Annotated in this window: 27 protein-coding genes and 1 pseudogene; 24 read left to right on the top strand and 4 right to left on the bottom strand. The window is 63.0% G+C overall.

What is annotated here, in order from left to right; all coding sequences use genetic code 11:
- From Q7V20_RS14635 to Q7V20_RS14615, 5 genes and pseudogenes are all read left to right on the top strand, one after another.
- A pseudogene (locus Q7V20_RS14635) lies at positions 1-159 on the top strand (SIR2 family protein); the annotation flags it as partial.
- Between the two features lie 36 nt (positions 160-195).
- Positions 196-492, top strand: coding sequence for a 2Fe-2S iron-sulfur cluster-binding protein (locus Q7V20_RS14630; RefSeq protein ID WP_304792517.1), 297 nt, complete (start codon positions 196-198; stop codon positions 490-492).
- Positions 493-514: 22 nt separating this feature from the next.
- Positions 515-2,092, top strand: coding sequence for an NAD(P)/FAD-dependent oxidoreductase (locus tag Q7V20_RS14625; RefSeq protein ID WP_304792514.1), 1,578 nt, complete (start codon positions 515-517; stop codon positions 2,090-2,092).
- Between the two features lie 16 nt (positions 2,093-2,108).
- Positions 2,109-2,480: a hypothetical protein gene (locus Q7V20_RS14620; protein ID WP_304792511.1), complete on the top strand. Its 372-nt coding sequence runs from the start codon at positions 2,109-2,111 to the stop codon at positions 2,478-2,480.
- A gap of 72 nt (positions 2,481-2,552) precedes the next feature.
- Positions 2,553-3,605, top strand: coding sequence for an AI-2E family transporter (locus Q7V20_RS14615; RefSeq protein WP_304792508.1), 1,053 nt, complete (start codon positions 2,553-2,555; stop codon positions 3,603-3,605).
- A gap of 6 nt (positions 3,606-3,611) precedes the next feature.
- On the opposite strand, the gene Q7V20_RS14610 is transcribed toward Q7V20_RS14615, so the two are convergent.
- Genes Q7V20_RS14610 through Q7V20_RS14600 form a run of 3 tightly spaced genes read right to left on the bottom strand, consistent with a single transcriptional unit; the run spans position 3,612 to position 4,636 of the window.
- Positions 3,612-4,049: an Ohr family peroxiredoxin gene (locus Q7V20_RS14610; RefSeq protein WP_304792506.1), complete on the bottom strand. Its 438-nt coding sequence runs from the start codon at positions 4,047-4,049 to the stop codon at positions 3,612-3,614.
- Between the two features lie 12 nt (positions 4,050-4,061).
- Entirely contained in the window at positions 4,062-4,391 is a 330-nt protein-coding gene (locus Q7V20_RS14605) for a rhodanese-like domain-containing protein (RefSeq protein ID WP_304792503.1), read from the bottom strand.
- A gap of 5 nt (positions 4,392-4,396) precedes the next feature.
- Positions 4,397-4,636, bottom strand: a complete 240-nt coding sequence (locus tag Q7V20_RS14600; protein ID WP_300549294.1) for a zinc ribbon domain-containing protein — start codon at positions 4,634-4,636, stop codon at positions 4,397-4,399.
- Between the two features lie 253 nt (positions 4,637-4,889).
- On the opposite strand from Q7V20_RS14600, the gene Q7V20_RS14595 reads away from it, so the two are divergent.
- The 16 genes from Q7V20_RS14595 (at position 4,890) to Q7V20_RS14520 (ending at position 16,864) form a co-directional block, all read left to right on the top strand.
- Complete coding sequence (locus Q7V20_RS14595) at positions 4,890-6,119, top strand: IscS subfamily cysteine desulfurase (RefSeq protein WP_304792497.1); 1,230 nt, start codon at positions 4,890-4,892, stop codon at positions 6,117-6,119.
- 34 nt (positions 6,120-6,153) lie between these two features.
- On the top strand, positions 6,154-6,567 hold the full coding sequence (gene iscU / locus Q7V20_RS14590; RefSeq protein ID WP_230179624.1) for a Fe-S cluster assembly scaffold IscU: 414 nt from the start codon (positions 6,154-6,156) through the stop codon (positions 6,565-6,567).
- A gap of 24 nt (positions 6,568-6,591) precedes the next feature.
- Positions 6,592-6,966 carry an iron-sulfur cluster insertion protein ErpA gene (erpA, locus tag Q7V20_RS14585; RefSeq protein ID WP_304792491.1) on the top strand — a complete coding sequence of 125 codons (375 nt, stop codon included), beginning with the start codon at positions 6,592-6,594 and terminating at the stop codon, positions 6,964-6,966.
- An 8-nt stretch (positions 6,967-6,974) separates the two neighbouring features.
- A complete protein-coding gene (gene iscA / locus Q7V20_RS14580; protein ID WP_304792488.1) occupies positions 6,975-7,298 on the top strand; it encodes an iron-sulfur cluster assembly protein IscA in 324 nt (107 codons plus the stop codon).
- 6 nt (positions 7,299-7,304) lie between these two features.
- A complete protein-coding gene (hscA, locus tag Q7V20_RS14575) occupies positions 7,305-9,161 on the top strand; it encodes a Fe-S protein assembly chaperone HscA (protein WP_304792486.1) in 1,857 nt (618 codons plus the stop codon).
- Between the two features lie 18 nt (positions 9,162-9,179).
- The gene (fdx, locus tag Q7V20_RS14570; RefSeq protein WP_304792483.1) at positions 9,180-9,515 is read left to right on the top strand and encodes an ISC system 2Fe-2S type ferredoxin; all 336 of its coding nucleotides are present in this window, start codon (positions 9,180-9,182) and stop codon (positions 9,513-9,515) included.
- Positions 9,516-9,653: 138 nt separating this feature from the next.
- Positions 9,654-10,790 (top strand): homocitrate synthase, encoded by a 1,137-nt coding sequence (nifV, locus tag Q7V20_RS14565; protein ID WP_304792480.1) that lies wholly within the window; start codon positions 9,654-9,656, stop codon positions 10,788-10,790.
- 26 nt (positions 10,791-10,816) lie between these two features.
- Positions 10,817-11,536, top strand: coding sequence for a serine O-acetyltransferase (cysE, locus tag Q7V20_RS14560; protein WP_304792533.1), 720 nt, complete (start codon positions 10,817-10,819; stop codon positions 11,534-11,536).
- On the top strand, positions 11,533-11,883 hold the full coding sequence (gene nifW, locus Q7V20_RS14555; RefSeq protein ID WP_304792477.1) for a nitrogenase stabilizing/protective protein NifW: 351 nt from the start codon (positions 11,533-11,535) through the stop codon (positions 11,881-11,883). Before cysE ends, nifW begins: the two co-directional genes overlap by 4 nt.
- Positions 11,884-11,910: 27 nt before the next feature.
- Positions 11,911-12,762 (top strand): electron transfer flavoprotein subunit beta/FixA family protein, encoded by an 852-nt coding sequence (locus Q7V20_RS14550; RefSeq protein WP_304792474.1) that lies wholly within the window; start codon positions 11,911-11,913, stop codon positions 12,760-12,762.
- Entirely contained in the window at positions 12,759-13,859 is a 1,101-nt protein-coding gene (locus tag Q7V20_RS14545) for an electron transfer flavoprotein subunit alpha/FixB family protein (RefSeq protein ID WP_304792471.1), read from the top strand. Before Q7V20_RS14550 ends, Q7V20_RS14545 begins: the two co-directional genes overlap by 4 nt.
- A 37-nt stretch (positions 13,860-13,896) precedes the next feature.
- Positions 13,897-15,207, top strand: coding sequence for an FAD-dependent monooxygenase (locus Q7V20_RS14540; protein WP_304792468.1), 1,311 nt, complete (start codon positions 13,897-13,899; stop codon positions 15,205-15,207).
- A 42-nt stretch (positions 15,208-15,249) separates the two neighbouring features.
- On the top strand, positions 15,250-15,549 hold the full coding sequence (locus Q7V20_RS14535) for a ferredoxin family protein (protein ID WP_230179614.1): 300 nt from the start codon (positions 15,250-15,252) through the stop codon (positions 15,547-15,549).
- Between the two features lie 15 nt (positions 15,550-15,564).
- Positions 15,565-16,020: a ferritin family protein gene (locus tag Q7V20_RS14530; RefSeq protein ID WP_304792464.1), complete on the top strand. Its 456-nt coding sequence runs from the start codon at positions 15,565-15,567 to the stop codon at positions 16,018-16,020.
- Positions 16,021-16,058: 38 nt separating this feature from the next.
- Complete coding sequence (locus Q7V20_RS14525; protein ID WP_304792461.1) at positions 16,059-16,382, top strand: ferredoxin; 324 nt, start codon at positions 16,059-16,061, stop codon at positions 16,380-16,382.
- Positions 16,376-16,864 carry a hypothetical protein gene (locus Q7V20_RS14520; RefSeq protein WP_304792458.1) on the top strand — a complete coding sequence of 163 codons (489 nt, stop codon included), beginning with the start codon at positions 16,376-16,378 and terminating at the stop codon, positions 16,862-16,864. Before Q7V20_RS14525 ends, Q7V20_RS14520 begins: the two co-directional genes overlap by 7 nt.
- 304 nt (positions 16,865-17,168) lie before the next feature.
- Here the strand turns inward: Q7V20_RS14520 and Q7V20_RS14515 are convergent, their stop codons facing one another.
- Positions 17,169-18,479: a HEPN/Toprim-associated domain-containing protein gene (locus tag Q7V20_RS14515; protein ID WP_304792455.1), complete on the bottom strand. Its 1,311-nt coding sequence runs from the start codon at positions 18,477-18,479 to the stop codon at positions 17,169-17,171.
- A gap of 515 nt (positions 18,480-18,994) precedes the next feature.
- Here Q7V20_RS14515 and Q7V20_RS14510 point away from each other — a divergent pair.
- The 3 genes from Q7V20_RS14510 to Q7V20_RS14500 are packed head-to-tail and all read left to right on the top strand — an operon-like array spanning position 18,995 to position 22,800.
- On the top strand, positions 18,995-20,701 hold the full coding sequence (locus tag Q7V20_RS14510) for an ATP-dependent endonuclease (RefSeq protein WP_304792452.1): 1,707 nt from the start codon (positions 18,995-18,997) through the stop codon (positions 20,699-20,701).
- Positions 20,694-22,133 (top strand): UvrD-helicase domain-containing protein, encoded by a 1,440-nt coding sequence (locus Q7V20_RS14505; protein WP_304792449.1) that lies wholly within the window; start codon positions 20,694-20,696, stop codon positions 22,131-22,133. Before Q7V20_RS14510 ends, Q7V20_RS14505 begins: the two co-directional genes overlap by 8 nt.
- Before the next feature lie 4 nt (positions 22,134-22,137).
- Positions 22,138-22,800 carry a PIN domain-containing protein gene (locus tag Q7V20_RS14500; RefSeq protein ID WP_304792447.1) on the top strand — a complete coding sequence of 221 codons (663 nt, stop codon included), beginning with the start codon at positions 22,138-22,140 and terminating at the stop codon, positions 22,798-22,800.
- Positions 22,801-23,064: the final 264 nt, after the last annotated feature.

Below are 23,064 nucleotides of genomic sequence, written 5' to 3'. Positions count from 1 at the left end.
AGCTTTGCCCGCCAGATCATGAAGCGCTCCAGCGACCGCCACTGGGCCGTCCTGCCCGACGAGCCCACGCGCATGGAAGCGCGCTTCCTGGAAGAGAACAACGTCACCCGCATCGCCCAACCCCTGGCCGAAGTGGCGGCGTTGTTGACCGCGGCCTGAGCGCCATCCCTGACCTTTTGCAAACTGGAGAACGACATGACCACGCTGACCATCCTGCCCGCCGGCATCACCTTCGAAGCCCCCGCAGGCACCACCCTCCTGCAGGCCATCAAGGACGCGGGCGCCGCCATCATCAGCAAGTGCGGCGGCAAGGGCGAATGCGGCGCCTGCCACCTGTATGTGCAGGAAGGCCGCAAGAGCCTGTCCAAAGTGCAGCGCAAGGAGAACGAAGCCCTGGACGCCATCGTCGGCGTCAGTTCCAAGTCACGACTGGCCTGCCAGACCCTGCTTGGCGAAGAGCCCGTGACCATCGAATTGCTCAGCTTCGTCTGAGCAACCCGCGGAGGCCAATGCCATGATCGACGTCGCGATTGTCGGCGCGGGCCTCACGGGGCTGGCCCTGGCGCGCTCGTTGCAAGCCCAGGGCCTGAGGCTCGCTGTGTTCGAAGCGCGAGACCGCGTGGGCGGGCGCATCTTCTCCGACACCTCGGCCGAGGCGGGTGCCCGTGTAGACCTGGGCGCCAGCTGGTACTGGCCCGACACCGAGCCCCGCATGGCCGCGCTGGTCGAATCCCTGGGCCTCAAGTCCTTTGGGCAGCCGGACCAGGGTCACGTGCTGTCGCTGGTCGATCCCGCTCGCGCGCCCGACGTGCTGGACGTGCAAGGCATCCATGGCGGTGCGCGCCGCCTCTCCGGGGGCATGGGCCAACTGGCCCAGTCACTGCACGAGCGGCTGCTGGAAGGCTCCGTCAAGCTGGGCCATCGACTGGTGGCGGTGCACGATGCCCAAGACCATGTCGAGTTGCACTTTGCCCGCATGGACGGGGGCGTCCAGCATCTTGAACGGGTGACAGCGCGGCGCGTGGTCCTGACCCTGCCACCGCGCCTGTTGGCCCAATTGGTTCGCTTTCAGCCGGCGCTGTCACCATCCACAGCGCACGCATTGACCACCGTGCCGACCTGGATGGCGCGCGAGGCCAAGGCGGTGGCCCGCTTTGAACGCCCTTTCTGGCATGCGCAAGGGCAATCAGGCCATGCCTTTGTCAGCCATCCTCAAGCCGTGCTGCGCGAAGTCTGGGATGCCAGCGATGAACAAGGCGCCGCGCTGGCAGGCTTTTGCGCCATGGCCCCGGACACCCGGCGGCCCTTCGAACGCAGCCTGCCCTTGCTCGCCTCCAGCCAGTTCGCCCAATTGTTCGGCCCCGAAGCGCATGCCGACTCGGTGTTGGTGAAGGACTGGAGCCTGGATACCGGGACCTGCAGCGAACTGGACCGCAGCGACGCCGAACCCATGCCCCCGCAGGCCGACCCGCTGCTGCGCCGGCCGCATTGGTCCGGCCGCCTGTTCTTTGGGGGCACCGAAACCGCGCGTCACGCAGCAGGCCACATGGAAGGCGCCCTTGAATCAGCCGCTCGCCTGGCCGACTTTTTGCGCCCCGCCAAGCTCACGCACCACGGCACCACCAGACCACTGGAAGAGTCGCTCGCATCGTTCGAGCTGTGGGTCACCTTGGAACGCCAGGATGCGGTGCCCCGCTACCGACAGCATCTGAACCAGATGCTGGCCCGCCAGGACCGCGACCGCGTCACCCAACGCGCCATGCTGGCCACGGCAGAGCAAACCTACACCCGCGCCCTGGAGCAACTGGCCGCCTTGGATTTAGGTTGGGGCGTGAACCACACGGCGGCGCCCACGGGCCGCAGCGAGCTGACACCGCAGGTGCTGGCGCCCTTCAGCGGCTTCAGCAAAAGCCTGGTGAACGACGCCCTGGCTTTCAATGCCAGCTCTTGCGCCCTGTCCAATTTCGACGCGGAACGCCGCCCCGATGCCGACTACCTTCAGGCCATCACGGTGGACCTGGCCGCCGCCTGGCGCGAGTTTGCCTGGGCCACCAATGACCTGCTGTGCTCGCGCAGCGGGCCTTCCCCCTGAATGAAGGAGCCCCACCATGTACGGCGCAGCCTTGCTCAAAACCATCAACGACGCTGGCCTGGCGGTGATGATCCTCACCGAAGGCCTGGAAGACTCCGAGCTGTTGGCCTCGCGGCTGACCCGCGCCGAGGTGACGCGGCAGTTGCGTCTGCTGATCCAGACGACCGAATGCCTGCCCCAGGAACTGATGCAAGGCATGCCCGAGATCGACTGGCGCGGACTGACCGCTGCAGGTGAGGCGCTGTCAGGGCGGGCGGGCCCGGCGCTGGACGACGCCTTGATGTTCGCCATCCGCTCGCTGGTTCCCGCCACCCTGATGTGGCTGAGGGTCTACCAACAGCAGCAGCCCGGCTGGTTTCGGATGGTGCCAGCGATGGCCAGTCAGTGACGGGGGCACGGAGCCGGTACTCATCCAGGGTCAAGTAAGCTTGGGGCCTTCGTCCACCACCGTGCGCCCGCCATGCAAAGTCCCCGTTCAGACCGAGTCCTCGCCACCCTGGCGTTGACGCTGCTGGGCAGCGGGTGCCTCCTGGTGTTGTGGCCTTTCCTCAGCTCGCTGGTCTGGGCCGCGATCCTGGCGTCCACCAGTTGGAGCGTGTTCCTCCGGCTGGACCACCTGGTCGGACAGCGGCGCACCCTGGCCGCCAGCCTGATGACCATCCTGGTGACGGTGGTCCTGCTGGTGCCCGTCGTGGCGGTGGCGCTGGCCATGGCCGACAATGTGGCCGAGCTGGGTGGCGCGGCCTCGTCCATCCTCAAAGACGGGCTGCCCGATGCACCCTCCTGGCTGGCCAACCTGCCCCTGGTCGGCCACTCACTGGCGGCCTATTGGCAACAGTTCGCGCACGATGGACAACGCCTGATGGAAGAACTGGGCAAGCTCTCACAGCCCGCCCAGAACATGGCCTTGACGGCCGGTCGCGTGGTGGGCAGGGGCGTGCTGGACATCGCCCTGTCGGTGTTCCTGGCTTTCTTTTTCTTCTTGCATGGCGAGTTGCTGGCGGCACGCCTGCACATCGCCTTGGCGCACCTGGCCGGCCAGCGCGCCACCTACCTTCTGGGCATCGCCCGAGGCACGGTCACCGGCGTGATCTATGGCGTGTTGGGCACGGCGCTGGCGCAAGGTGTCCTGGCCGCGATCGGCTTTGCCATCGCCGGTGTGCCGGGCGCCGTGCTGCTGGGCGGGGTCACCTTCTTTCTGTCGGTGATCCCCATCGGGCCTCCGCTGGTGTGGGGCGGCGCGGCCATCTGGCTGTTCCAGCAAGGCGAGCCAGGCTGGGCGGCCTTCGTCGCGGCCTGGGGCTTCTTCCTGGTCAGCGCCGTGGACAACGTCATCAAACCGCTGATCATCAGCCGAGGCTCCCGCCTGCCCTTCGCCATCGTGTTCCTGGGCGTGCTGGGCGGGGTGCTGGCCTTCGGGGTGATTGGCGCGTTCCTGGGCCCGACCTTCCTGGCCGTGGGGTATCGGCTGGCCAACGAGTGGACGACCACCGAAAGCGCAAGCCCGGACTGATGGCGCTCAGGCCGTCACCGGCGTGTCCAGCACCGCGTTGAGCGTCAAGCTCACGTTGTTCTTCGTGGCATCCACGTAAGGGCAGATGCCCTTGGCGCGCTCGATCAGGTTGTCGGCCGTGGCCTGGTCCAGTGGCCCGGCCATGTGCACCGTCAGGGTCAGCGCCATGCGGTAAGCATCTTCAAAGGTGATGAACATTGACAAGGCGGCTTCCACATAACAGCCTTTGAGCGGCAGGTGGCCTTTCTTGGCAATGTGCCTCACTGACTGTTCAAAGCAAGCGCCAAACGCACCCGCAAACAGTTGCTCCGGGTTGGACCCATCGCCCTTGCCCCCCATGGCTGCGGGCACGGCCAGCTTGAGCTTGAAGCCGCCGTCGTCGCTCTGGACGGTGCCAGTGCGACCGCCTTGGGTCAGCATCAGGGCTTTGTAGACGAGGTCCATGAAAGTCTCCGGTCAAACGTGGATGGGGTGGCCCGCCTGGCACCACGCTTCCCAACCGCCAATCAGGTCGCAGACCTGCACAAAGCCGAAGTCCGCGAACATCTCGGCGTAAGTCTGGCTGGCATGGCCGTGGTAACAGTGGATGAAGACAGGGCGGTCCTTGGCTTGGCTCAGCAGCAAGCCTTCGTGGTTGCGGCCGTCAAGCCGCAAGCTGCCCGGCAGGCGGCCTTGCGCGTGGTGGTGGGCCTGCCGGGCATCCAGCACCAGGGCCTGGGGATGTGCTTGCAGCCAAGCCAGGGCTTCTGGCGCGGCCAGGCGTTGAAAGCGACGTGCCCGAGTCATGTTTGTCAGCTTCGAGACAGCTTGGACCGCTCGGCCTTGCTGTAGTTGCTGAAGTGCCCTTCGGCCGCCGCGCGCTGGCGGCCACTCTGGATGATGGCGGCACTGCGCCCTGGCGCTTGCGGTGCGCTCACGCACTTGGCCACGGCGGTTGAACCACATTGAGGGCAAGCGGGGATGGTCGTGCTGCGCACCAGCAGCTCGAAGCGCTTGTCGCAAGCAGGGCATTGGTAGTCGTAGAGCGGCATGGCAGCAGGTCGGCAAAGCGACAAAGGTTCAAGGATTGAAGGCCTCGTTTGCAAGATCAATGCCTTGCCAAATGGCCGACAAACCCGACAAAAACCACAAGGCTATGTCGCGCATCGCTCAGTTGCGCCAAACCTCTGAAACGGCGATTTATCCATTCAAATCAATGACTTGAACAAATCCACACAGGTGGCACCCAAGTTGCATAGAGACCCTTGAGTCCAGCATTGAACGCACAGCCCAAGGAGCCCTTTCATGACCAAGTTGACCGTGCAGCCCAACCGCCCTGTGTACCTGGACTATGCCGCGACGACCCCGGTGGACCAACGGGTGGCGGCCAAGATGATCCCCTACCTGTGCGAACGTTTTGGCAACCCGGCCAGCCGCTCCCACGCCTACGGTTGGGCTGCAGAAGAAGCCGTCGAATTGGCCCGTGAACAAGTGGCCTTGCTCATTGGCGCCGACCCACGTGAGTTGGTGTGGACCTCTGGGGCCACAGAGAGCAACAACCTGGCCATCAAGGGTGCTGCCCAGTTTCACCAGGCCAAGGGCCGCCACCTGATCACCGTGGCCACCGAACACAAAGCCGTGCTGGACACCATGCGTGAGATGGAACGCGCAGGCTGGGACGTCACCGTGTTGCCCGTGCTGGACACCGGCCTGGTCGACATCGATCAGTTCAAGCAAGCCATCCGCCCCGACACCGTGCTGGCCTCGGTCATGTTCGTCAACAACGAAACCGGCGTCATCCAGGATGTGCAAGCCCTGGGCCAGATCTGCCGCAGCCACGGCGTGCTCTTTCACGTGGACGCGGCCCAGGCCACGGGCAAGGTCCACATCGACCTGAGCACCATGCCCATCGACCTGATGTCCATGTCGGCCCACAAGAGCTATGGCCCCAAAGGCATCGGCGCTCTGTACGTGCGGCGCAAACCCCGCGTGCGCATTGAAGCGCAAATGCATGGTGGCGGCCACGAGCGCGGCATGCGCTCAGGCACCTTGCCCACGCACCAGATCGTGGGCATGGGCGAGGCCTATCACCTGGCGGCCCGCGAGATGGGTCCCGAACTGGAACGCATCCGCAGCCTGCGCGACCACTTGTGGGCAGGCCTGTCACGCATCGACCACGTCCAGATCAATGGCGACTTCGAACGCCGCACGCCGCACCACCTCAACGTCAGCTTCAACTACGTCGAAGGCGAGTCCTTGCTAATGGGCATGAAGGACATCGCCGTGTCTTCCGGCTCGGCCTGCACCTCGGCCAGCCTGGAGCCCAGCTACGTGTTGCGCGCCATGGGCCGCACCGACGAGCTGGCCCACAGCTCGGTGCGCTTCACCATCGGCCGCTACACCACGGTGGACGAGATCGACTTCGTCATCGCACGCGTGTCTGACGTGGTGGCCAAGCTGCGCGACATGAGCCCGCTGTGGGACATGGTCCAGGCTGGCGTCGACCTCAACAGCATCCAGTGGGCAGCGCATTGATTGCCCCCTCCCAAACCGCACCCGGAGAAACAACATGGCCTACAGCGACAAGGTGATTGAGCACTACGAAAACCCCCGCAACGTCGGCTCGTTTGCCGCCGACGAAGAAGGCGTGGCCACCGGCATGGTGGGCGCCCCGGCCTGCGGCGACGTGATGAAGCTTCAGATCAAGGTGAACCCCGTCACCGGCGTGATCGAGGATGCCCGCTTCAAGACCTATGGCTGCGGCTCGGCCATCGCGTCCAGCTCACTGGTGACCGAGTGGGTGCGCGGCAAGACGCTGGACCAAGCCCTGTCCATCAAGAACACGGCCATCGCCGAAGAGCTGGCCTTGCCGCCCGTGAAGATCCATTGCTCCATCCTGGCCGAGGACGCCATCAAGGCGGCCGTGGCCGACTACCAGGCCAAACGCGCCGTGTCTGACCAGCCCATCTGCCACCCCAACTGACCACCAACGCCAAGGAGTCTACAAATGGAAACCGCATTGAACGCCACCACCGTCGCCGACATGGCGCCCCCCGCGCCCTTGAACTTCAGCACCGCTGCGGCCGCCAAGGTGAGCGAGCTGATCGTGGAAGAAGGCAACCCCAACCTGAAGCTGCGCTTGTACGTCACTGGCGGTGGCTGCTCGGGCTTCTCATACGGCTTTGCCTTTGACGACCAGCTCAGCGACGACGACACCCGCATCGACAAAGACGGCGTGTCGCTGGTGGTGGACGCCATGAGCCTGCAATACCTGATCGGCGCCGACATCGACTACGAAGACGGCCTGGAAGGCTCGCGCTTCGTGATCCACAACCCCAACGCGCAGACCACCTGCGGTTGCGGCAGTTCCTTCTCGATGTGAGGTGCGCCATGTCCATCACCATGACCGAGGCGGCGGCCCGACACGTACAGAAGTCCTTGAGCAAGCGGGGCAAAGGCGTGGGCCTGCGCCTGGCGGTCAAGACCAGTGGTTGCTCGGGGCTGGCCTATGCCATCGAGTTCGCCGACGAGGCCCTGCCCGAAGACCTGTCCTTTGAAAGCCATGGCCTGCAATTGCTGGTGAACGCCAACAGCCTGCCCTTCCTGGAAGGCACAGAGTTGGACTTTGTGCGCGAAGGCCTCAACGAGGGCTTCAAGTTCAACAACCCGAACGCCAAGGCCGAATGCGGTTGCGGCGAAAGCTTCGCGGTCTGACCCATCATGGCACTGCTTCAAATCGCCGAACCCGGTCAAAGCGCCGCACCGCACCAGCACAAGCTGGCGGCCGGCATTGACCTGGGCACCACCAACTCCCTCATCGCCAGCGTGCAAAGCGCCCTGCCCCGCGCCCTGGCCGATGAGGCGGGCCGCGTGCTCTTGCCTTCGGTGGTGCGGTATGAAGCCGTGTTCCAATCGCCCCCCGTGGTGGGCTTCGAGGCCCTGCATGCCCAGGCCCACGACCCGCTCAACACCATCGCCTCGGTCAAGCGCCTGATGGGGCGAGGCATGGCCGACGTGCTCAAGACGGGCGCCCCGTCCTACAGCCTCATCGACCAGCCCGGCATGGTCAGCATCGACACGGCGGCCGGCACCAAAAGCCCGGTCGAGGTCTCGGCCGACATCCTGCGCGCCCTCAAGGCCCGCGCCGAAGCCTCCCTGGGTGGCGACCTGACCGGCGTGGTCATCACCGTGCCCGCCTACTTTGACGACGCCCAGCGCCAGGCCACCAAGGACGCGGCACGCCTGGCCGGCCTGCACGTGCTGCGCTTGCTCAACGAACCCACGGCTGCCGCCATCGCCTACGGCCTGGACAAGGCCGCCGAGGGCGTCTTCGCCGTCTACGACCTGGGCGGTGGCACCTTCGACATCTCGGTGCTGCGGCTGTCACGCGGCGTGTTCGAAGTGCTGTCCACCGGCGGCGACTCGGCCCTGGGGGGCGATGACTTCGACCGCGCCCTGGCCCTGTGGCTGGTCGAGCAAGCCCAACTGAACTGGGCCACGCTGAACGCCAGCGAACAGCAGCACTGGCTGATCTCGGCCCGCGCCGCCAAAGAGGCCCTGTCCACCTATGACGCGGTGGACGTGGCAGGCATCACCTTGACGCGAGAGGTGTTCGCGCAGTCCACAGCCGCGCTGGTCAAGCGAACCTTGATCGCCACCAAGCGCGCCTTGAAGGATGCCGAGATGGGCATCGACGCCATCGACGGCGTGGTGCTGGTGGGCGGCTCCACCCGCATGCCGGTGGTCCGCGAGGCCGTGGCCCAGTACTTTCAAAAGCCACCTTTGACCGACCTGAACCCCGACGAGGTCGTCGCGCTGGGCGCCGCCATGCAGGCCGATGCCCTGGTGGGCAATGGCCAGGCCGATGGCCAATGGCTGCTGCTGGACGTCTCGCCCCTGTCCCTGGGGCTGGAAACCATGGGCGGCCTGGTGGAGAAGATCATTCCCCGCAACTCGACCCTGCCCACGTCCCGCGCGCAAGACTTCACCACCTTCAAGGATGGCCAGACCGTGATGTCGGTGCATGTGTTGCAAGGCGAGCGCGAAGGTGTCAACGACTGCCGCTCGCTGGCCCGCTTCGAGCTGCGCGGCATCCCGCCCATGGTGGCCGGGGCCGCCCGCATCCGCGTGACCTTCCAGATCGATGCCGATGGCTTGCTGTCGGTGTCGGCCACCGAACTGAGCAGCGGCGTGCTGGCCGAGATCCAGATCAAGCCCTCGTATGGTTTGAGCGATGAGCAGATCGCCGCCATGCTGGCCGACAGCGTGGGCCGGGCGCAAGCGGACATGAAGCTGCGCATGCTGCGCGAGGCCCAGATCGATGCCCGCCGCCTGCTGGACGCCACCGAGTCGGCCCTGGCCGAAGACGGCCCGGCCTTGCTGTCACCCGCCGAGCGCCAGCACATCCTCGAAACCATGAACCTGGTGGCCGAGCAACTGGAAACCGAAGCTGACACCGAGGCCGTGAAGGCCGCCTGTCAGGCCCTTAATGTGGCCACTGGCCCATTTGCCGCGCGCCGCATGGACGCCAGCATCCGGCAGGCCCTCACCGGCCGCGTCCTCGACTCCATCACCTGATTTTTGAAGGTCACTGCCATGCCTCTGGTCACAGTCCTGCCCCACGCCGAGCTGTGCCCCCAGGGCACGCAGTTCGAGATCAAACCCGGACGCTCGCTGTGCGAGGGCCTGCTCAAACACGGCGTGGCCATTGAGCATGCCTGCGACATGGTGGCGGCCTGCTCGACCTGCCACGTGCTGGTCCGCGCTGGCGCCAACACCTTGCCCGAACCAGACGACGAAGAGAACGACCAGCTGGACAACGCCTGGGGTGTGGAGCCGTGCTCGCGCCTGGCGTGCTGCGTCAGGGTCAAGGATGGAGACCTCACCGTCGAGCTGCCCAAGCACAGTCGCAACCATGCCCGCGAACGTTGAAGCGAGTGTGTGAAATGGCGCAAACACGACACGACATTTCACGCCATTGACCGCGCCACGCCCCTTGAAGCCACTGGCACAGCGATTGCAATCAAGGCATCAGGCACACCCGCCCCACACCCTTCGAGTCCACCCCAAATGCACAGCGCGATCATCAATGACACGACCTTGCGCGACGGCGAGCAGACCGCAGGCGTGGCCTTCACGCTGGTTGAGAAATGCGCCATCGCCCGGGCCTTGTCCAACGCTGGTGTGCCCGAGTTGGAAGTGGGTGTGCCCGCCATGGGCCCGGCCGAGATCGAGTCCATCAACACCCTGGCGGCCATGGGTTTGAGCAGCCGCCTGATGGTGTGGGGCCGCATGTGCGAGGCCGATGTGTTCTCGGCCCTGGCTTGCGATGTCGACATCATCCACCTGTCCATCCCCGCCTCCGATGTGCACTTGCAGCACAAGCTCAAGCAAAGCCGCTTGTGGGCACTGGAGCAGATCGAAGAGTTCGTGAGCATGGTCCATGAAGCGGGCCACGAAGTGTCCGTGGGCTTTGAAGACGCATCGCGCGCCGACCCCGTCTACCTGGGCCAGATGGCCCGACTGGCCCAACGCTGTGGCGCCCGGCGCATCCGCTTTGCCGACACCCTGGGCGTGCTCGATCCCTTCTCCACCTTCGATTCGATTGCCCTGCTGCGCCACGCGGTAGACATCGAGATCGAGATCCATGCCCACAACGACCTGGGGCTGGCCACGGCCAACACCCTGGCTGCCTTGCGCGCTGGCGCCACGCACGCCAGCACCACAGTCAACGGCCTGGGCGAGCGGGCCGGCAATGCCGCGCTGGAAGAAGTGGTCATGAGCCTGCGCCACCTGCACGGCCTGGACTGCGGCGTGCGCACCACCGACCTGTACGGCATCTCGAAACTCGTGGCCAGTGCCTCTGGACGGCCCGTCGCGGCCAACAAGAGCATCGTGGGCGAAGCCGTGTTCACGCACGAGTCGGGCATCCATGTGGACGGTCTGCTCAAGAACCCCAGCAACTACGAAGGCTTCGACCCGGCCGAGCTGGGCCGTGAACGCCGCACCGTGCTGGGCAAGCACTCCGGCTCGCGGGCCGTGCGCGTGGCCTATCACGCCCTGGGCCTGCCCGTGGTTGATCCGCAAGTGCAACCGTTGCTGGAGCGCATCCGGGCTCACGCCGTGCGGACCAAACGCGCGCCCACGCCGGATGACCTGCAACGCTTTTTCCTGGAGGCCACAGCCTCCGAGGGGCAGCCCTCATGAAGCGCGATGACCCCGTTCTGCACGCCATGGCCATGATGCACACCGAGAGCACACCCGCCTGGTGGTCGCTCCTGCGCGAAGACGTCAGCTGCGTGCTGGCCCGCGACCCGGCCGCCCGTTCGCGCTTCGAGGTGTGGACCATTTACCCCGGCGTGCAGGCCGTGGCGCTGCACCGCATGGCCCACGCGCTGTGGCGCCAAGGTTGGCGCTACCTGCCGCGCTGGATGTCCTTCGTGGCCCGCTGGTTCACCAACGTCGACATCCACCCCGGCGCGCGCATCGGCCGGCGCTTCTTCATCGACCATGGCGCAGGCGTTGTGATCGGCGAAACCGCCGAGGTCGGCGACGACGTCACGCTGTACCACGGCGTCACCCTGGGCGGCACCACCTGGAGCCCCGGCAAGCGCCACCCCACGCTGGGCGACGGCGTGGTGGTGGGGGCGGGCGCCAAGATCCTGGGCCCGGTCATGCTGGGCGCGCGGGTGCGGGTGGCGGCCAACTCCGTCGTCATCGACAACGTGCCCGAGGGCGCCACGGTGGTCGGCATCCCAGGCCGTGTGGTCGTGCGCCGCCGCCGCACCGTGAACAGCCTGCCCGACGCCCTGCTGCTGGACCTGGACCATCACCTCATCCCTGACCCGGTGGGCAAAGCCATCGGCTCTCTGCTCGACCGCATTGGCAACCTGGAACAGGAAGTCAAGCGCCTTCAACACACCGAAGACACCCCCACCGGAGCCCGATCATGACCGACACCCTCGCTCTCCAACTGCGCCAGCTTTCATCGGCTGAAGACTTCCTGCAATTCTTTGGCGTGCCGCACGACCTGTCGGTGCTCAACGTCAGCCGCCTGCACATCCTCAAGCGCTTTTACCAGTACATCCGGCAAGAGCCCAAGCTGCCCGAGAACAACGAGCAAGCGCTCTACCAGTGCTACCGCGCGCTGCTGGTCAAGGCCTATGAGGACTTTGTCAAGTCCACCCCCGCGCAAGAAAAAGTCTTCAAGGTGTTCCAGGACGTGGACGGCCACCAGCACGTGAGCCTGCAAAGCCTGAAGGCCTCGCTGCCCGCCCGGCCCCAGACCACCACGGCCTGACCGCAGCCCCCTCACAGGAGCCTCACCATGCACATCGTCGTCTGCATCAAGCAAGTGCCTGACTCGGCCCAGATCCGCGTCCACCCGGTCACCAACACCATCATGCGGCAGGGTGTGCCGGCCATCGTGAACCCGTACGACCTGTTCTCGCTGGAAGAAGCCCTGCGCCTGAAGGACCAGTTTGGCGGCCGCGTCACGGTGCTGTGCATGGGCCCACCTCAAGCTGAAGAGGCCTTGCGCAAATGCGTGTCCTTCGGGGCCGACGATGCCGTGCTGGTCACCGACCGGGCCTTTGCAGGGGCCGACACCTTGGCCACCTCGTACGCGCTGGCCGCCGCCATCCGCAAGTTGTCCAGCGAACAAGCGGTGGACCTGGTCTTCACCGGCAAGCAGACCATCGATGGCGACACCGCCCAGGTCGGCCCTGGCATCGCCAAGCGCATGGGCCTGCAACTGCTGACCTATGTGTCCAGCATCAAAGAGACGCAACTGGACGAAGGCACCATCACCGTTGAGCGCCGTGGCGAAGGTGGCGTGCAGGTGCTCAAGACCCAGTTGCCCGCGCTGATCACCATGCTCGAGAACACCAACGAGATGCGCTTTGCCAGCCTGCCCGCCATGATCCACGCCGCCGGCCACCCCGTGCGCAAGTGGAACAAGGAAGACGCCGGCATCGAAGACCTCACCAAGATCGGCCTGAAGGGCTCGCCCACTGTGGTGAGCAAAGTCTTCGGGCCCACACCCCGGTCAGAGAAAGCCGAGATGGTGAACCTGGACACCACCACGTTGCGCGACATGACGCTCAACCTGCTGCAGTCCATCTTCACGCGCCACCCCACGCTCGAACAAGACCTGATCAACAAGGGAGTCACACCATGAGCGACGCCGCCAAAGCCCCCCTCAAACCCGCAGGACGCGGCCGCAACTTGGAGCTGTCTGATGCGCTCAAGGCTTACAAGGGCGTGTGGGTGTTCATCGAACACGAGCGCGGACAGGTGCACAGCGTGTCATGGGAGTTGCTGGGCGAAGGCCGCAAGCTGGCCGACCAACTGGGCGTCACGCTGAGCGGCGTGCTGCTGGGCGGCCACGATGAGCCCCTGGACCAGTTCGCCAAAGAGGCCTTCAGCTTTGGCGCCGACCACGTCTACATCACCCGCGACCCCGTCCTCAAGGGCTACCGCAACGAGCCCTTCACCAAGGGCCTCACCGACCTGGTCAACAAATACCAGCCCGAGATCGTGCTGCTGGGCGCCACCAGCCAGGGCCGTGACCTGGCGGGCTCCGTGGCCACCACCTTGCTCACCGGCCTGACCGCCGACTGCACCGAGCTGAACATCGACCCCGTGACCCGCGCCCTGGCCGCCACGCGCCCCACCTTTGGTGGCTCGCTGCTGTGCACGATCATGACACTGGCCTACCGCCCGCAGATGGCCACCGTGCGCCCCCGCGTGATGGCCATGCCCAACGCCGACACCACGCGCACGGGCACCACCAGCGAAGACACGCTGGGCCTGATCGAGACCAACATCGTCACCAAGCTGCTGGACTTCATCCTGGACACCAACTCCAACAAGATCAACCTGCCCTATGCCGACGTGATCGTCAGCGGCGGCAAGGGCTTGAAGAACCCCGAGAACTTCAAGCTCGTGTTCGACCTGGCGCGGGTGCTGGGCGGCGAAGTGGGCGCCACCCGGCCCTGCGTGCAGGCCGGCTGGGTCGAGGCCGACCGCCAGGTGGGCCAGACCGGCAAAACCGTGCGGCCCAAGCTCTACATCGCCGCGGGCATCTCGGGCGCCATCCAGCACCGCGTGGGCATGGAGGCCTCGGACGTCATCGTGGCCATCAACACCGACCCCAACGCCCCCATCTTCGACTTTGCGCACTACGGCATCGTGGGCAACGCCTTGCAGGTGCTGCCCGCGCTGACCCAGGCCTTCCAGACGCACCTGGGCCAACGCATCCGCAAAGTGGCCTGAACAAGCCACGCCCACCCAACCGCCCCGGAGCCTCACCATGAACGTGAACAAAACCTTTGACGCCATCGTCGTGGGCGCGGGCCCCTCGGGCAACGCCGCGGCCTACACCATGGCCAAGGCGGGCCTCAAGGTCCTGCAGATCGAGCGCGGCGAATACCCCGGCTCCAAGAACGTGCAAGGCGCCATCCTGTACGCCGACGCGCTGGAACGCATCATCCCGGACTTCCGCGACGATGCCCCGCTGGAGCGCCACATCATCGAGCAGCGCATGTGGGTGCTGGACGACGACTCCTTCGTGGGCAGCCATTTCCGCAGCGAGAACTACAACAAGCCACCCTACAACCGCTACACCATCATCCGCGCGCAATTCGACAAGTGGTTCTCATCCAAGGTGCGCGAAGCCGGCGCCCTGCTGATCTGCGAAACCACCGTGCAGAACCTGATCATGGATGGCGACCAGGTGGTGGGCGTGCGCTGCGACCGCGAAGCCGGCGATGTGTTCGCCGATGTGGTCATCCTGGCCGATGGCGTGAACAGCACGCTGGCGCGCAAGGCGGGCTTCCACCCCGAGATCAAGGCGGGCAACGTGGCCCTGGCCGTCAAGGAGATCCTGTTCATGCCCGAAGAGCTGATCCAGCAGCGCTTCAACATCAAGGGTGATGAAGGCGTGGTCATCGAGATGGTCGGCAAGATCACCGACGGCATGATGGGCACGGGCTTTTTGTACACCAACAAGGATTCGCTCACCATTGGCGTGGGCTGCATGCTGTCGGACTTCAAGAAGAACGAGCAAAAGACCTCGCCCTACCAGTTGCTGGAGCACATGAAGCGCCACCCCTCGATCGCCCCGATGATTCAAGGCGGTGAGATGAAGGAGTACTGCGCCCACCTGATCCCCGAAGGCGGCTTCTTCGCCATCCCCAAGGTGTACGGCAACGGCTGGATGATCGTGGGTGACTCGGGCGGCTTCGTCAACGCCGTGCACCGCGAAGGCTCCAACCTGGCCATGACCACGGGCCGCCTGGCCGCTGAAACGGTGATCAACGCCAAGGCCACCAAGAAGCCGTTCAACCAGGCCACCTTGAAGGCCTACCAACGCGCGCTGGACGACAGCTTCGTGATGAAGGACATGAAGAAGTACCGCGACATGCCCAAGGTCTTCCACGAGAACCCGCAGTTCTTCACCACCTACCCCGAGCTGATCAACCAGGCGGCCCGCACCATGGTGACGGTGGACAACGTGGACAAGAAAACCAAAGAGCGCCAGATCTTTTCCAGCTTCCGCCAGACCCGCTCCATCACCGGGCTGGTGGGCGATGCCTACAAGCTGTGGCGGGCCATCCGCTGAACCGCACTGATCACCCGCACGCACCACACCAGGAGCCACGCCATGCAACCCATCCAAGTCAACGTGGAAGAGAAGCTCTTCCAGAACCGCTACAAAGTCGATGCGGGCCGCCCCCACATCAAGATCAAAGATGCCGAGGTGTGCCGCACCGACTGCAAGGAGCGTTCGTGCACCTATGTGTGCCCGGCCTCTTGCTACAAAGAAGAAGGCAATGGCGCCGTCACCCTGATCACCGACGGCTGCCTGGAGTGCGGCAGCTGCCGCATCATCTGCTCCGACTTCAGCAACGTGGACTGGGAGTACCCGCGCGGCGGCCACGGCATCTTGTTCAAGTTTGGCTGAGCGGGCGCACCCACCATGGACGACATCCACGTTTTCCTGGCGCACGCCATCCTGCTGGAGTTCGAAGCGGCTCGCCGCTATGAGGACCTGAAGGCCACGATGGGCACGGCGGGCAATAAAGAGGCCGAGGCCTTCTTCGGCAAGATGGCCGAGTTCTCGCGCCTGCATTTGAAAGACGCCATGCGTCGCGGCGGCTTTCGGGACCTGCCCAAGCTGGCGCCCGAAGAATGCCAGTGGCCCGAAGGCGTGAGCCCCGAGCAAGCCGCCTGGGCGGGCGTGGATGGCTTCATCGACGTGGCCACAGCCTACCGACTGGCGCTGGATGGCGAAGAGCGCAGCCAGTTGTTCTACGCCGCCATCGCAGCGTCCACGCAAGACCATGAAGTGCGCCGCATGGCCCGCGAGTTCGCCAAGGAAGAGAGCGAACACGTGGCCGAGCTGGAGCGGATCATGGCCCGTTTGGCGGCCTGAGCTTCTGTCACTTTTTACCCATCTGGAGTTGACCCATCATGTCCCGCCCCGACCGCAGTGTTTTCGTGTGCTCACAGCAGCGCCCGCCCGGCCACCCACGTGGCAGTTGCGCCGCGCAAGGTGGCCAGGCGGTGTTGCAGGCTTTCTGGAAAGAGGTGCAGACCCGCAATGCCCATGAGCAGGTCGGCGTGACCTATTCAGGGTGCCTGGGGCCTTGCGATGGCGGGGTGAACGTGGTGGTGTTTCCGGAGAGCGTGCTGTACAGCCGCGTGAAGCCGGAAGACGTGCCCGAGATCTTTGAGAAGCACCTGCTGGGTGGCGAAGTGGTCAAACGACTGGCCGCCTCGGCCGGATCATGGTGAACATTTTCACGGGCGAAACCTCGGCCGAGTTGTTCGGCGGCGAGGTGCCGCCGCAGGTCAAGCACCTGGTGGAAAAGGCCCGCAAGGCGACCACGCCCGAGCGTGCGCTGGCCTTGCTGTGGACGGCCCAGGTGTGCGCACCGGAGTGCCCTTCGCTGTATTACCTGCTGTACAAGCTGCATGCGCAGGGGGCCGATTTTGAGCAGGCTGAGCTGGCTGCTTTGAAGGGGCTGGAGGTGGCGGCGGAGCAGGCACATTTGCCGGACGATTGGCGCAAGGTGACGGGTGAGATGGCGGACTTCATGGCACCGGGGCCGGCGCGGTTCTGGTTGTTCACCTTGAAGGCGCTGGCCTTCATCAGGTTGCGTCGGCAGGATCTGGTGTCGGCGCAGTTGTATTTGGACAAGGTGCTGCAGTTGGATCCGTTGGGGGGGACGGGGGCGCTGGTGATTGAGGCCTTGATCAAGGGGGCGCGGGGGTGAGGGGCCAGGTGCATGCGCACCGAGGGGTGAGTCAAAGTTGACCACGTGGGGAGGCAATGCAAGGGCTGAATGCGACCCAGAGGGGATGGTCGCGGCATTTAGCCGAATGACGGCTTAGCAGCGTCTTCCGACCTTCGGTGCTTCGCGCTGTACGCACGCTAAACGAAAACAAGCAGTCATTCGGCTCGACGACTCCGACCTGCATTAGTGTCAGACGTAGAAGGTGTACCAACAGCAGGATGCGCGATAGCCGCTGGCTGGTGGAGCCTCCAGCGAACGTGGGAGCAATCGAGTTACCGGGAGTTCAACGTGACTCGCGCCGCAGGATGTCCGTGGACATGGCGCAGCAGGTCGCAAACAGGGCGTCCAGCACGGTTCTAAGCTTGCTGACGTCGTACGTGCCGGTTGTGATGGCCTCGACGCTCGCTTCGTAGAAGGCTTTGGCGTAGCTTTCCTTGAAGTCCAGCGCTCCTTGATAGATGCCTATTGACTCCTTGAAGTTGGTCCACGTTACCTGGGCTTCGGGTCGACCGGCTAGGCGTAGATCCAGGTAGCACTCAATGGCTGCGGCCCGACCGTTGATGTCGGTGCGCACAACACCGCTTGGACCGCGTGCAGGGAAGTCGCGCAGTTGATCGAGGTCGGGCAGCAGCATCGACCGCATGTTGACCGGGAAGCTGAACCGCTGCAGGCTGCGATACGCATCGACGCCCTCGGCGTCGTTGTCAAAGACGAACACCACGCGGTTTTGGACGTCGATCTTGACGAGGCCTTCGGCGAACTTGGCTAGATTGCCGGTACCAGAGAAGGGGTGCCGCTCCTCGATGTCGATGAACCTGAAGAAGTCCTCGACGTCTGGCCGGAGCAGCGAAAGACCTCGCTTCAGGATGTGTGTGTCGGACGTCCCCTCGGTGGCCAGCAAATAGGTCTGTGCACGGCGAGCACCAGTGACGAACTCTTCGTTCTTTGCCCAGCCGGCAGCAACGAAGTTCCCGTAATCCCAAACAATGTCCAGCGTCAGGTTTGCCGGGTTCTCGGCGAGGACGCGCAGCACCGAATAAGGAGATAAGAAGCCGATGAGGCCACCGAAGTGGCTGCGTTCAGAGTAGCCGTCGATGTCGCGGTCTTGATCACCTTGAGGCAACAAAGCCACGGCGGGATCGGCCGCCAATCGGGCGCGCCATTGCTCAGGCCCCGACTCAGTATCCGGCCGGTATTCGTCGTCAAGGTCGTATACGGGATACCTGCGGATGAACTCGACGAACTTCGCGAATTCCAGTCGAGCGGGCCGAGTTAGTGACGGCGCGCCATCGTCGTCGTCGTACCGCTCCGCATCCTGCGTCACCTGCATTTCGTACTCGGCCTTGACCGTGGCCAGCGTGTACCCGAGCAGCTCGAGCCGCGGCAACATCGAGCCCAGCGAACGGCAAAAGCAAGTCTCGCTATGCGCCGGATCCTCTTCAGGGTGCTCGTCGTAGTAGCTGTTGTCGATGTCGGGGTGGCGGCGACGCTGGCGATCAGATTCCTGAAACAGCATGCCGTGGTCGACGCCGATTTCCCACTTGTTGAAAGTGAGGGTGATGGCACCTACAGTCAACGTGATTGGTGTCGTCATTGGCGGCTGAGCTTTTGAAGGCGAGATAGAAACAGACTATCGCAGATTAAGCTTGGGCAACTGGCCTCCGGCGCCAAGTGACGGTGACCGCGCTGCCTGCAGCCACGCTTGTGGAAAAGCGAACGGCGCTCAAAAACAGGGATTGGCCGATGACCGCTTCCATAACGCTCACTCCAGTCGCGCCTGATGAAGCGCAGTTGCTGGACGGCACCTCGTGGATGCACGCTGTTGGAGGTCCAATGTGCAGCGGTGCAGCCAGCCGATAGCCCTGCGTCAGTGCACATTCTCAGCCGCACTTCGAGCGTTCAGATGGCCACAAACTCTATCGGCCGACTGCTCCTCCACGGCAGCGGAGCAACAACATTTCTGACGCCTTGTGCCGCCTTTCGACGGCAACGTGAAGAGATGTATCTATGATGAGGTGAAAGGGCGAAGAGACGTTCCATGCTGTGCTTGGGAGAGCATTGATCGGCAGTAGCCCAGTTCATTAGTAATGTTCTGGAGGGCCTTGCTCGGTGAAGATCAGAAAAATAGAAATCAAGAACTTTCGAGGCGTGAAAGAGCTTAGCTGGAGCCTCCCCAACGCAGACATCTTCTGCCTGATTGGAAAAGGGGACTCTTCGAAATCCACCATCCTTGAGGCCATCAGGTATGCCTTCTATCCTCAGTGGAATCTGACTCTAAGCGACGCCGATTTCTACCAGTGCAAGGTAGCCGACTCCATCTTCATTGAAATCACCATTGGAGCATTGACCGAAGCCTTCTGCGCCTTGGACAAGTATGGCCAGTACCTCCGTGGCTGGGATTCTGATGCCCTCAAGCTCACTGACGAACCTGAAGATCACCTTGAGAGTGTCCTGACGGTACGGCTGACGGTCGACAAAGATCTTGAGCCCAAGTGGATGGCTGTCTGTGATCGCCACCCTGACGGTGTTCCGTTCAAACAGGGCGATAGGAACAAGGTCAGTGTCGGCCTCATCGGCGCCTACAGCGAGAAGCAGCTTTCATGGGCTACAGGCACAGCCTTGGCGAAGCTCACTGAAACCCAGAGCCTGAACGAGTTGCTGGCAACGGCCTCTCGCACGGCCCGAGCCTCTTTGGATGCGAACCGGCCTGTCACCCTCAAGAATTTCGATGCGGCGGCTGAGAAGTCTCAAGACATTGCCAAGCTGTTGGGTGTGCCGGTGTCGGACGCTTACAAGGCTCACCTTGACCTGGCTTCCATCAACCTGAAGGTGGGTGGGTTGGCCCTCCATGACGGTGACATTCCTCTTCGTCAGCTAGGTCTTGGATCACGGCGAATGCTGCTGTGTGGCATTCAGAAGATGGGTTTGGAAGAAGGGCACATCACATTGTTTGACGAGGTGGAGTTCGGCTTGGAGCCGCATCGAATCACCCGCCTGATCAAGCACGTCCGTGAGGACAAGAGAGGCCAATACTTTCTCACCACGCACTCGCCCACGGTCCTGCGGGAGCTTACCGTCAATGACCTGTACATCGTTCACAGCAAGGCAGGTGTCGTGCGGGTCATTCCCGCTTGCTGCGAAGGGCTGGCTGTTCACGAGGCACAAGGAAGAATTCGCTCTAGTGCGGAGGCGTTCTTGTCGAAGAAAGTCGTCGTCTGCGAGGGCGCGACCGAAGTAGGGTTCATGAGGGGCTTTGACGACCTTCAGGTTGGCAAGGGCAAAGATCCGTTCTCCTATCACGGCGTGTCCTTACTGAATGCAGGTGGGGCGAGCAAGATCAAAGCTCTGGCAGAAGCCTTCAAGCTGCTCGGCTATGACGTCTGCGTTGTCGCTGACGGAGACGCAGAGAAGCAGTTTTCTCCTGTTCATGAAGCGGAGTTGAAAGGAAAGGGCATTTCGGTCCACGTGTGGACCGACAAGCTCTCCTTGGAGCAAAGAGCGTTTCAGGACTTGCCGTGGATCAGCGTGATCGCAAGTGTGAAACTCGCCCAAACCTTTCCTAGTCTGAATGTCTACGACAACGTGCGTTCTTGGTATCAGAAGCCACTTGATAACGACGTTTCCAATTGGGAAGACAGTCCAGAACTGAGGCTTGCTATTGGAAGCGCTGCGAAAGGCAGCGACTGGTTCAAGGACATCACCCGTGGAGACTTGTGGGTGCAGGCTATCAGCCCCGCGTTCGACGATGCAGGTTTTCTGAAGAAGGAAATAGCCACGAAGCTTGTCCAGCTTTGGGCTTGGGCAGAGCGTGTCTGAGGAACTTGCACTCAAACTCAACGACTTCACTGCCAAAGGGTATGTGATTGCGCCGGCCGGCTACGGCAAGACGCATCTCATCGCCATGGCAGTGAAAGCTGCTACCAAACGGCAGCTAATCTTGACCCACACTTTCGCGGGTGTGAACTCCATCAAGACCAAGATGAATGCTCTTGGTGTGCCTGCTTCCAAGTACCAGATCGACACGATTGCGAGCTGGTCACTTCGGCTTTGTCTAGCCTACCCGCGGACTTCAGGGTGGAAGGCAGAGCACCCAACCAGCAAGCAGTGGAACAAGCTCTACGAGTGCTGTTCTGGGTTACTGGGGAAGCAGTTCGTTCGCCGCGTTGTCGCTGCCACCTATGCCGGCGTCTATGTAGACGAGTACCAGGACTGCTCCGATCTGCAGCACTCCCTAGTCTGTGCCTTCGCTGAGTTCATGCCGTGCCGAATTCTTGGCGATCCTATGCAGGCCATCTTTGACTTTGGTGGTGACGAAGGCAAGCCTGTCGATTGGGCCGTGAGTGTCTACCCGACCTTCGTATGCCTCGGCCAGCTAGAGACGCCATGGCGCTGGAAAACTGCCGGCGATCCGAACCTCGGAGCTTGGCTCAAGAAAGCAAGGGAGACCCTGGAACAGGGCCAAAAGATCGATCTTCTGAATGGCTTGCCTGCATGTGTGAAACGTGCCCACACAACCCCTGAGTTCTTGGCGTCAAAGCAGTATTCCTCGCTCATTGGTTTGCTCGGGCACAACGAAAGTGTGATCGCTCTTCATGGCGGCGATCAGCAGTCCAAGAACAAGACCCATCTCTTGGCAAGAACCATGGGTGGGCGGTTCTCTTCCATTGAAGAGGTTGAAGGCAAAGACCTCCATTCGTTCATCAAGAAGCTGGTTGCAGCCAAGACAACCCAACAGGGCTTCCTGCTCTCGCTGGATTTCGCCAAGAAGTGCTTCACTGGTTTAGGCGACATCTTGACCGCTGGCACGAAGATAGGCGAGGTCGCGAAGCAGAGCAAGAGGACCAAACATCCTTTGGTCCTGCATGCCGCGAATGCTTACCTAGAGGAGCCGACCAGTGCGCACCTCAAAGACTTCTTCTTGGCGTTGAAGGACAACCCTAAGACGTCTGCCTACCGTCGCGATCTGCTGTATCGCTTCCTCAACGTGCTAAAGATTCACATTGACGGTGGAGGGGCGACGCTGACGGATGCGGCAAGCTTGTACCAACTCGACATGAGGCACACGGGAAGGCCGATCAGCCACCGCAAGCTCATCGGCACAACGCTGCTGGTGAAGGGGCTGGAGTACGACCATGCGGTCATCCTCGATGCAGACACTCTGGACGCGAAAGATCTGTATGTCGCAATGACCCGTGGCGCCAAGACCCTGACCATAATTGGCGAGCAGCGGCACCTGCCGGCAAGGTAACGACATGACCAAGAAGCTCTTGCTGGTTGATCTGGAGAACAAGCACAAGGTTGACCTGTCGCCACTGAACGAGAGCTTCAGGGCCATCATTTTTGTGGGTGCGAACCAGAACCCGCCCAAGGCTGCGAAGAAGCCCACGACGGCGCATAGGTTCAGTCGTGTGGACTTTTTGAAGATCTCAGGGACAGGCAAGAACGCCTTGGACTTTCACATTGCATTTGAGCTGGGCCGGACCTTTGAGACGGCACCAGACACTGAATGCTTTGTGCTCAGTGGCGACAAAGGCTTTGATCCGCTGCTCAATCACCTGAACGCCAACGGTATGAGCTGCCGACGTGTAGAGAACATTGCAGAGCTTGTGCCTGCCACCGTCGTGCCGCTCGTGGCTCATGACCAAATGGCGTGCCCGTTCTGCAAGAGGGCCAGCACGATTGAGCACCACGGTGGTTACTGGTGCAGCAACTGCGGAAGGTTTGCCACGGCGCCAGATCCTAACCTTCTGCCGTCAAACCAGAAGGGCTACAGGGAGCCTGAACTAAGCAGATACGAGGACAACGCTATCTACTCCGAATGCGGCTGGTGCCACCAGCGAGCTGACATGACGGGTGGCATCTACGACGACGGTGAATGGATGTGTAGTGGCTGCATTGCTAGATATGCAGGATAGTCAGGAGCAGTCTCCTTGGCTTAGAAAACTTCCCCCTTGAACGTCTGCTGCTGAGCAGATTTGTCACTGCTTTGCCGATGGGTGAACGGCTGTTGCCAGCCTAAAGCTGCAATCAGATCCCGAAAGTCGTGAGTGCAGCCGGATCGGTCACTCACCGAGCCCTCGGCGGCCGCATGCCAGCAATGCCCGGCATGGGCTGTCGCATGACGTTGGCAAAGGCCCGCAACGGACGCAGATGCGAAGATCAAGTATGTGGCGCTCGTA

This window comes from Aquabacterium sp., from assembly GCF_030652515.1.
GTDB lineage: Bacteria > Pseudomonadota > Gammaproteobacteria > Burkholderiales > Burkholderiaceae_C > Aquabacterium.
The sequence above is the reverse complement of the archived record's forward strand: the minus strand, read 5'-3'. Positions and strand labels throughout refer to the sequence as shown.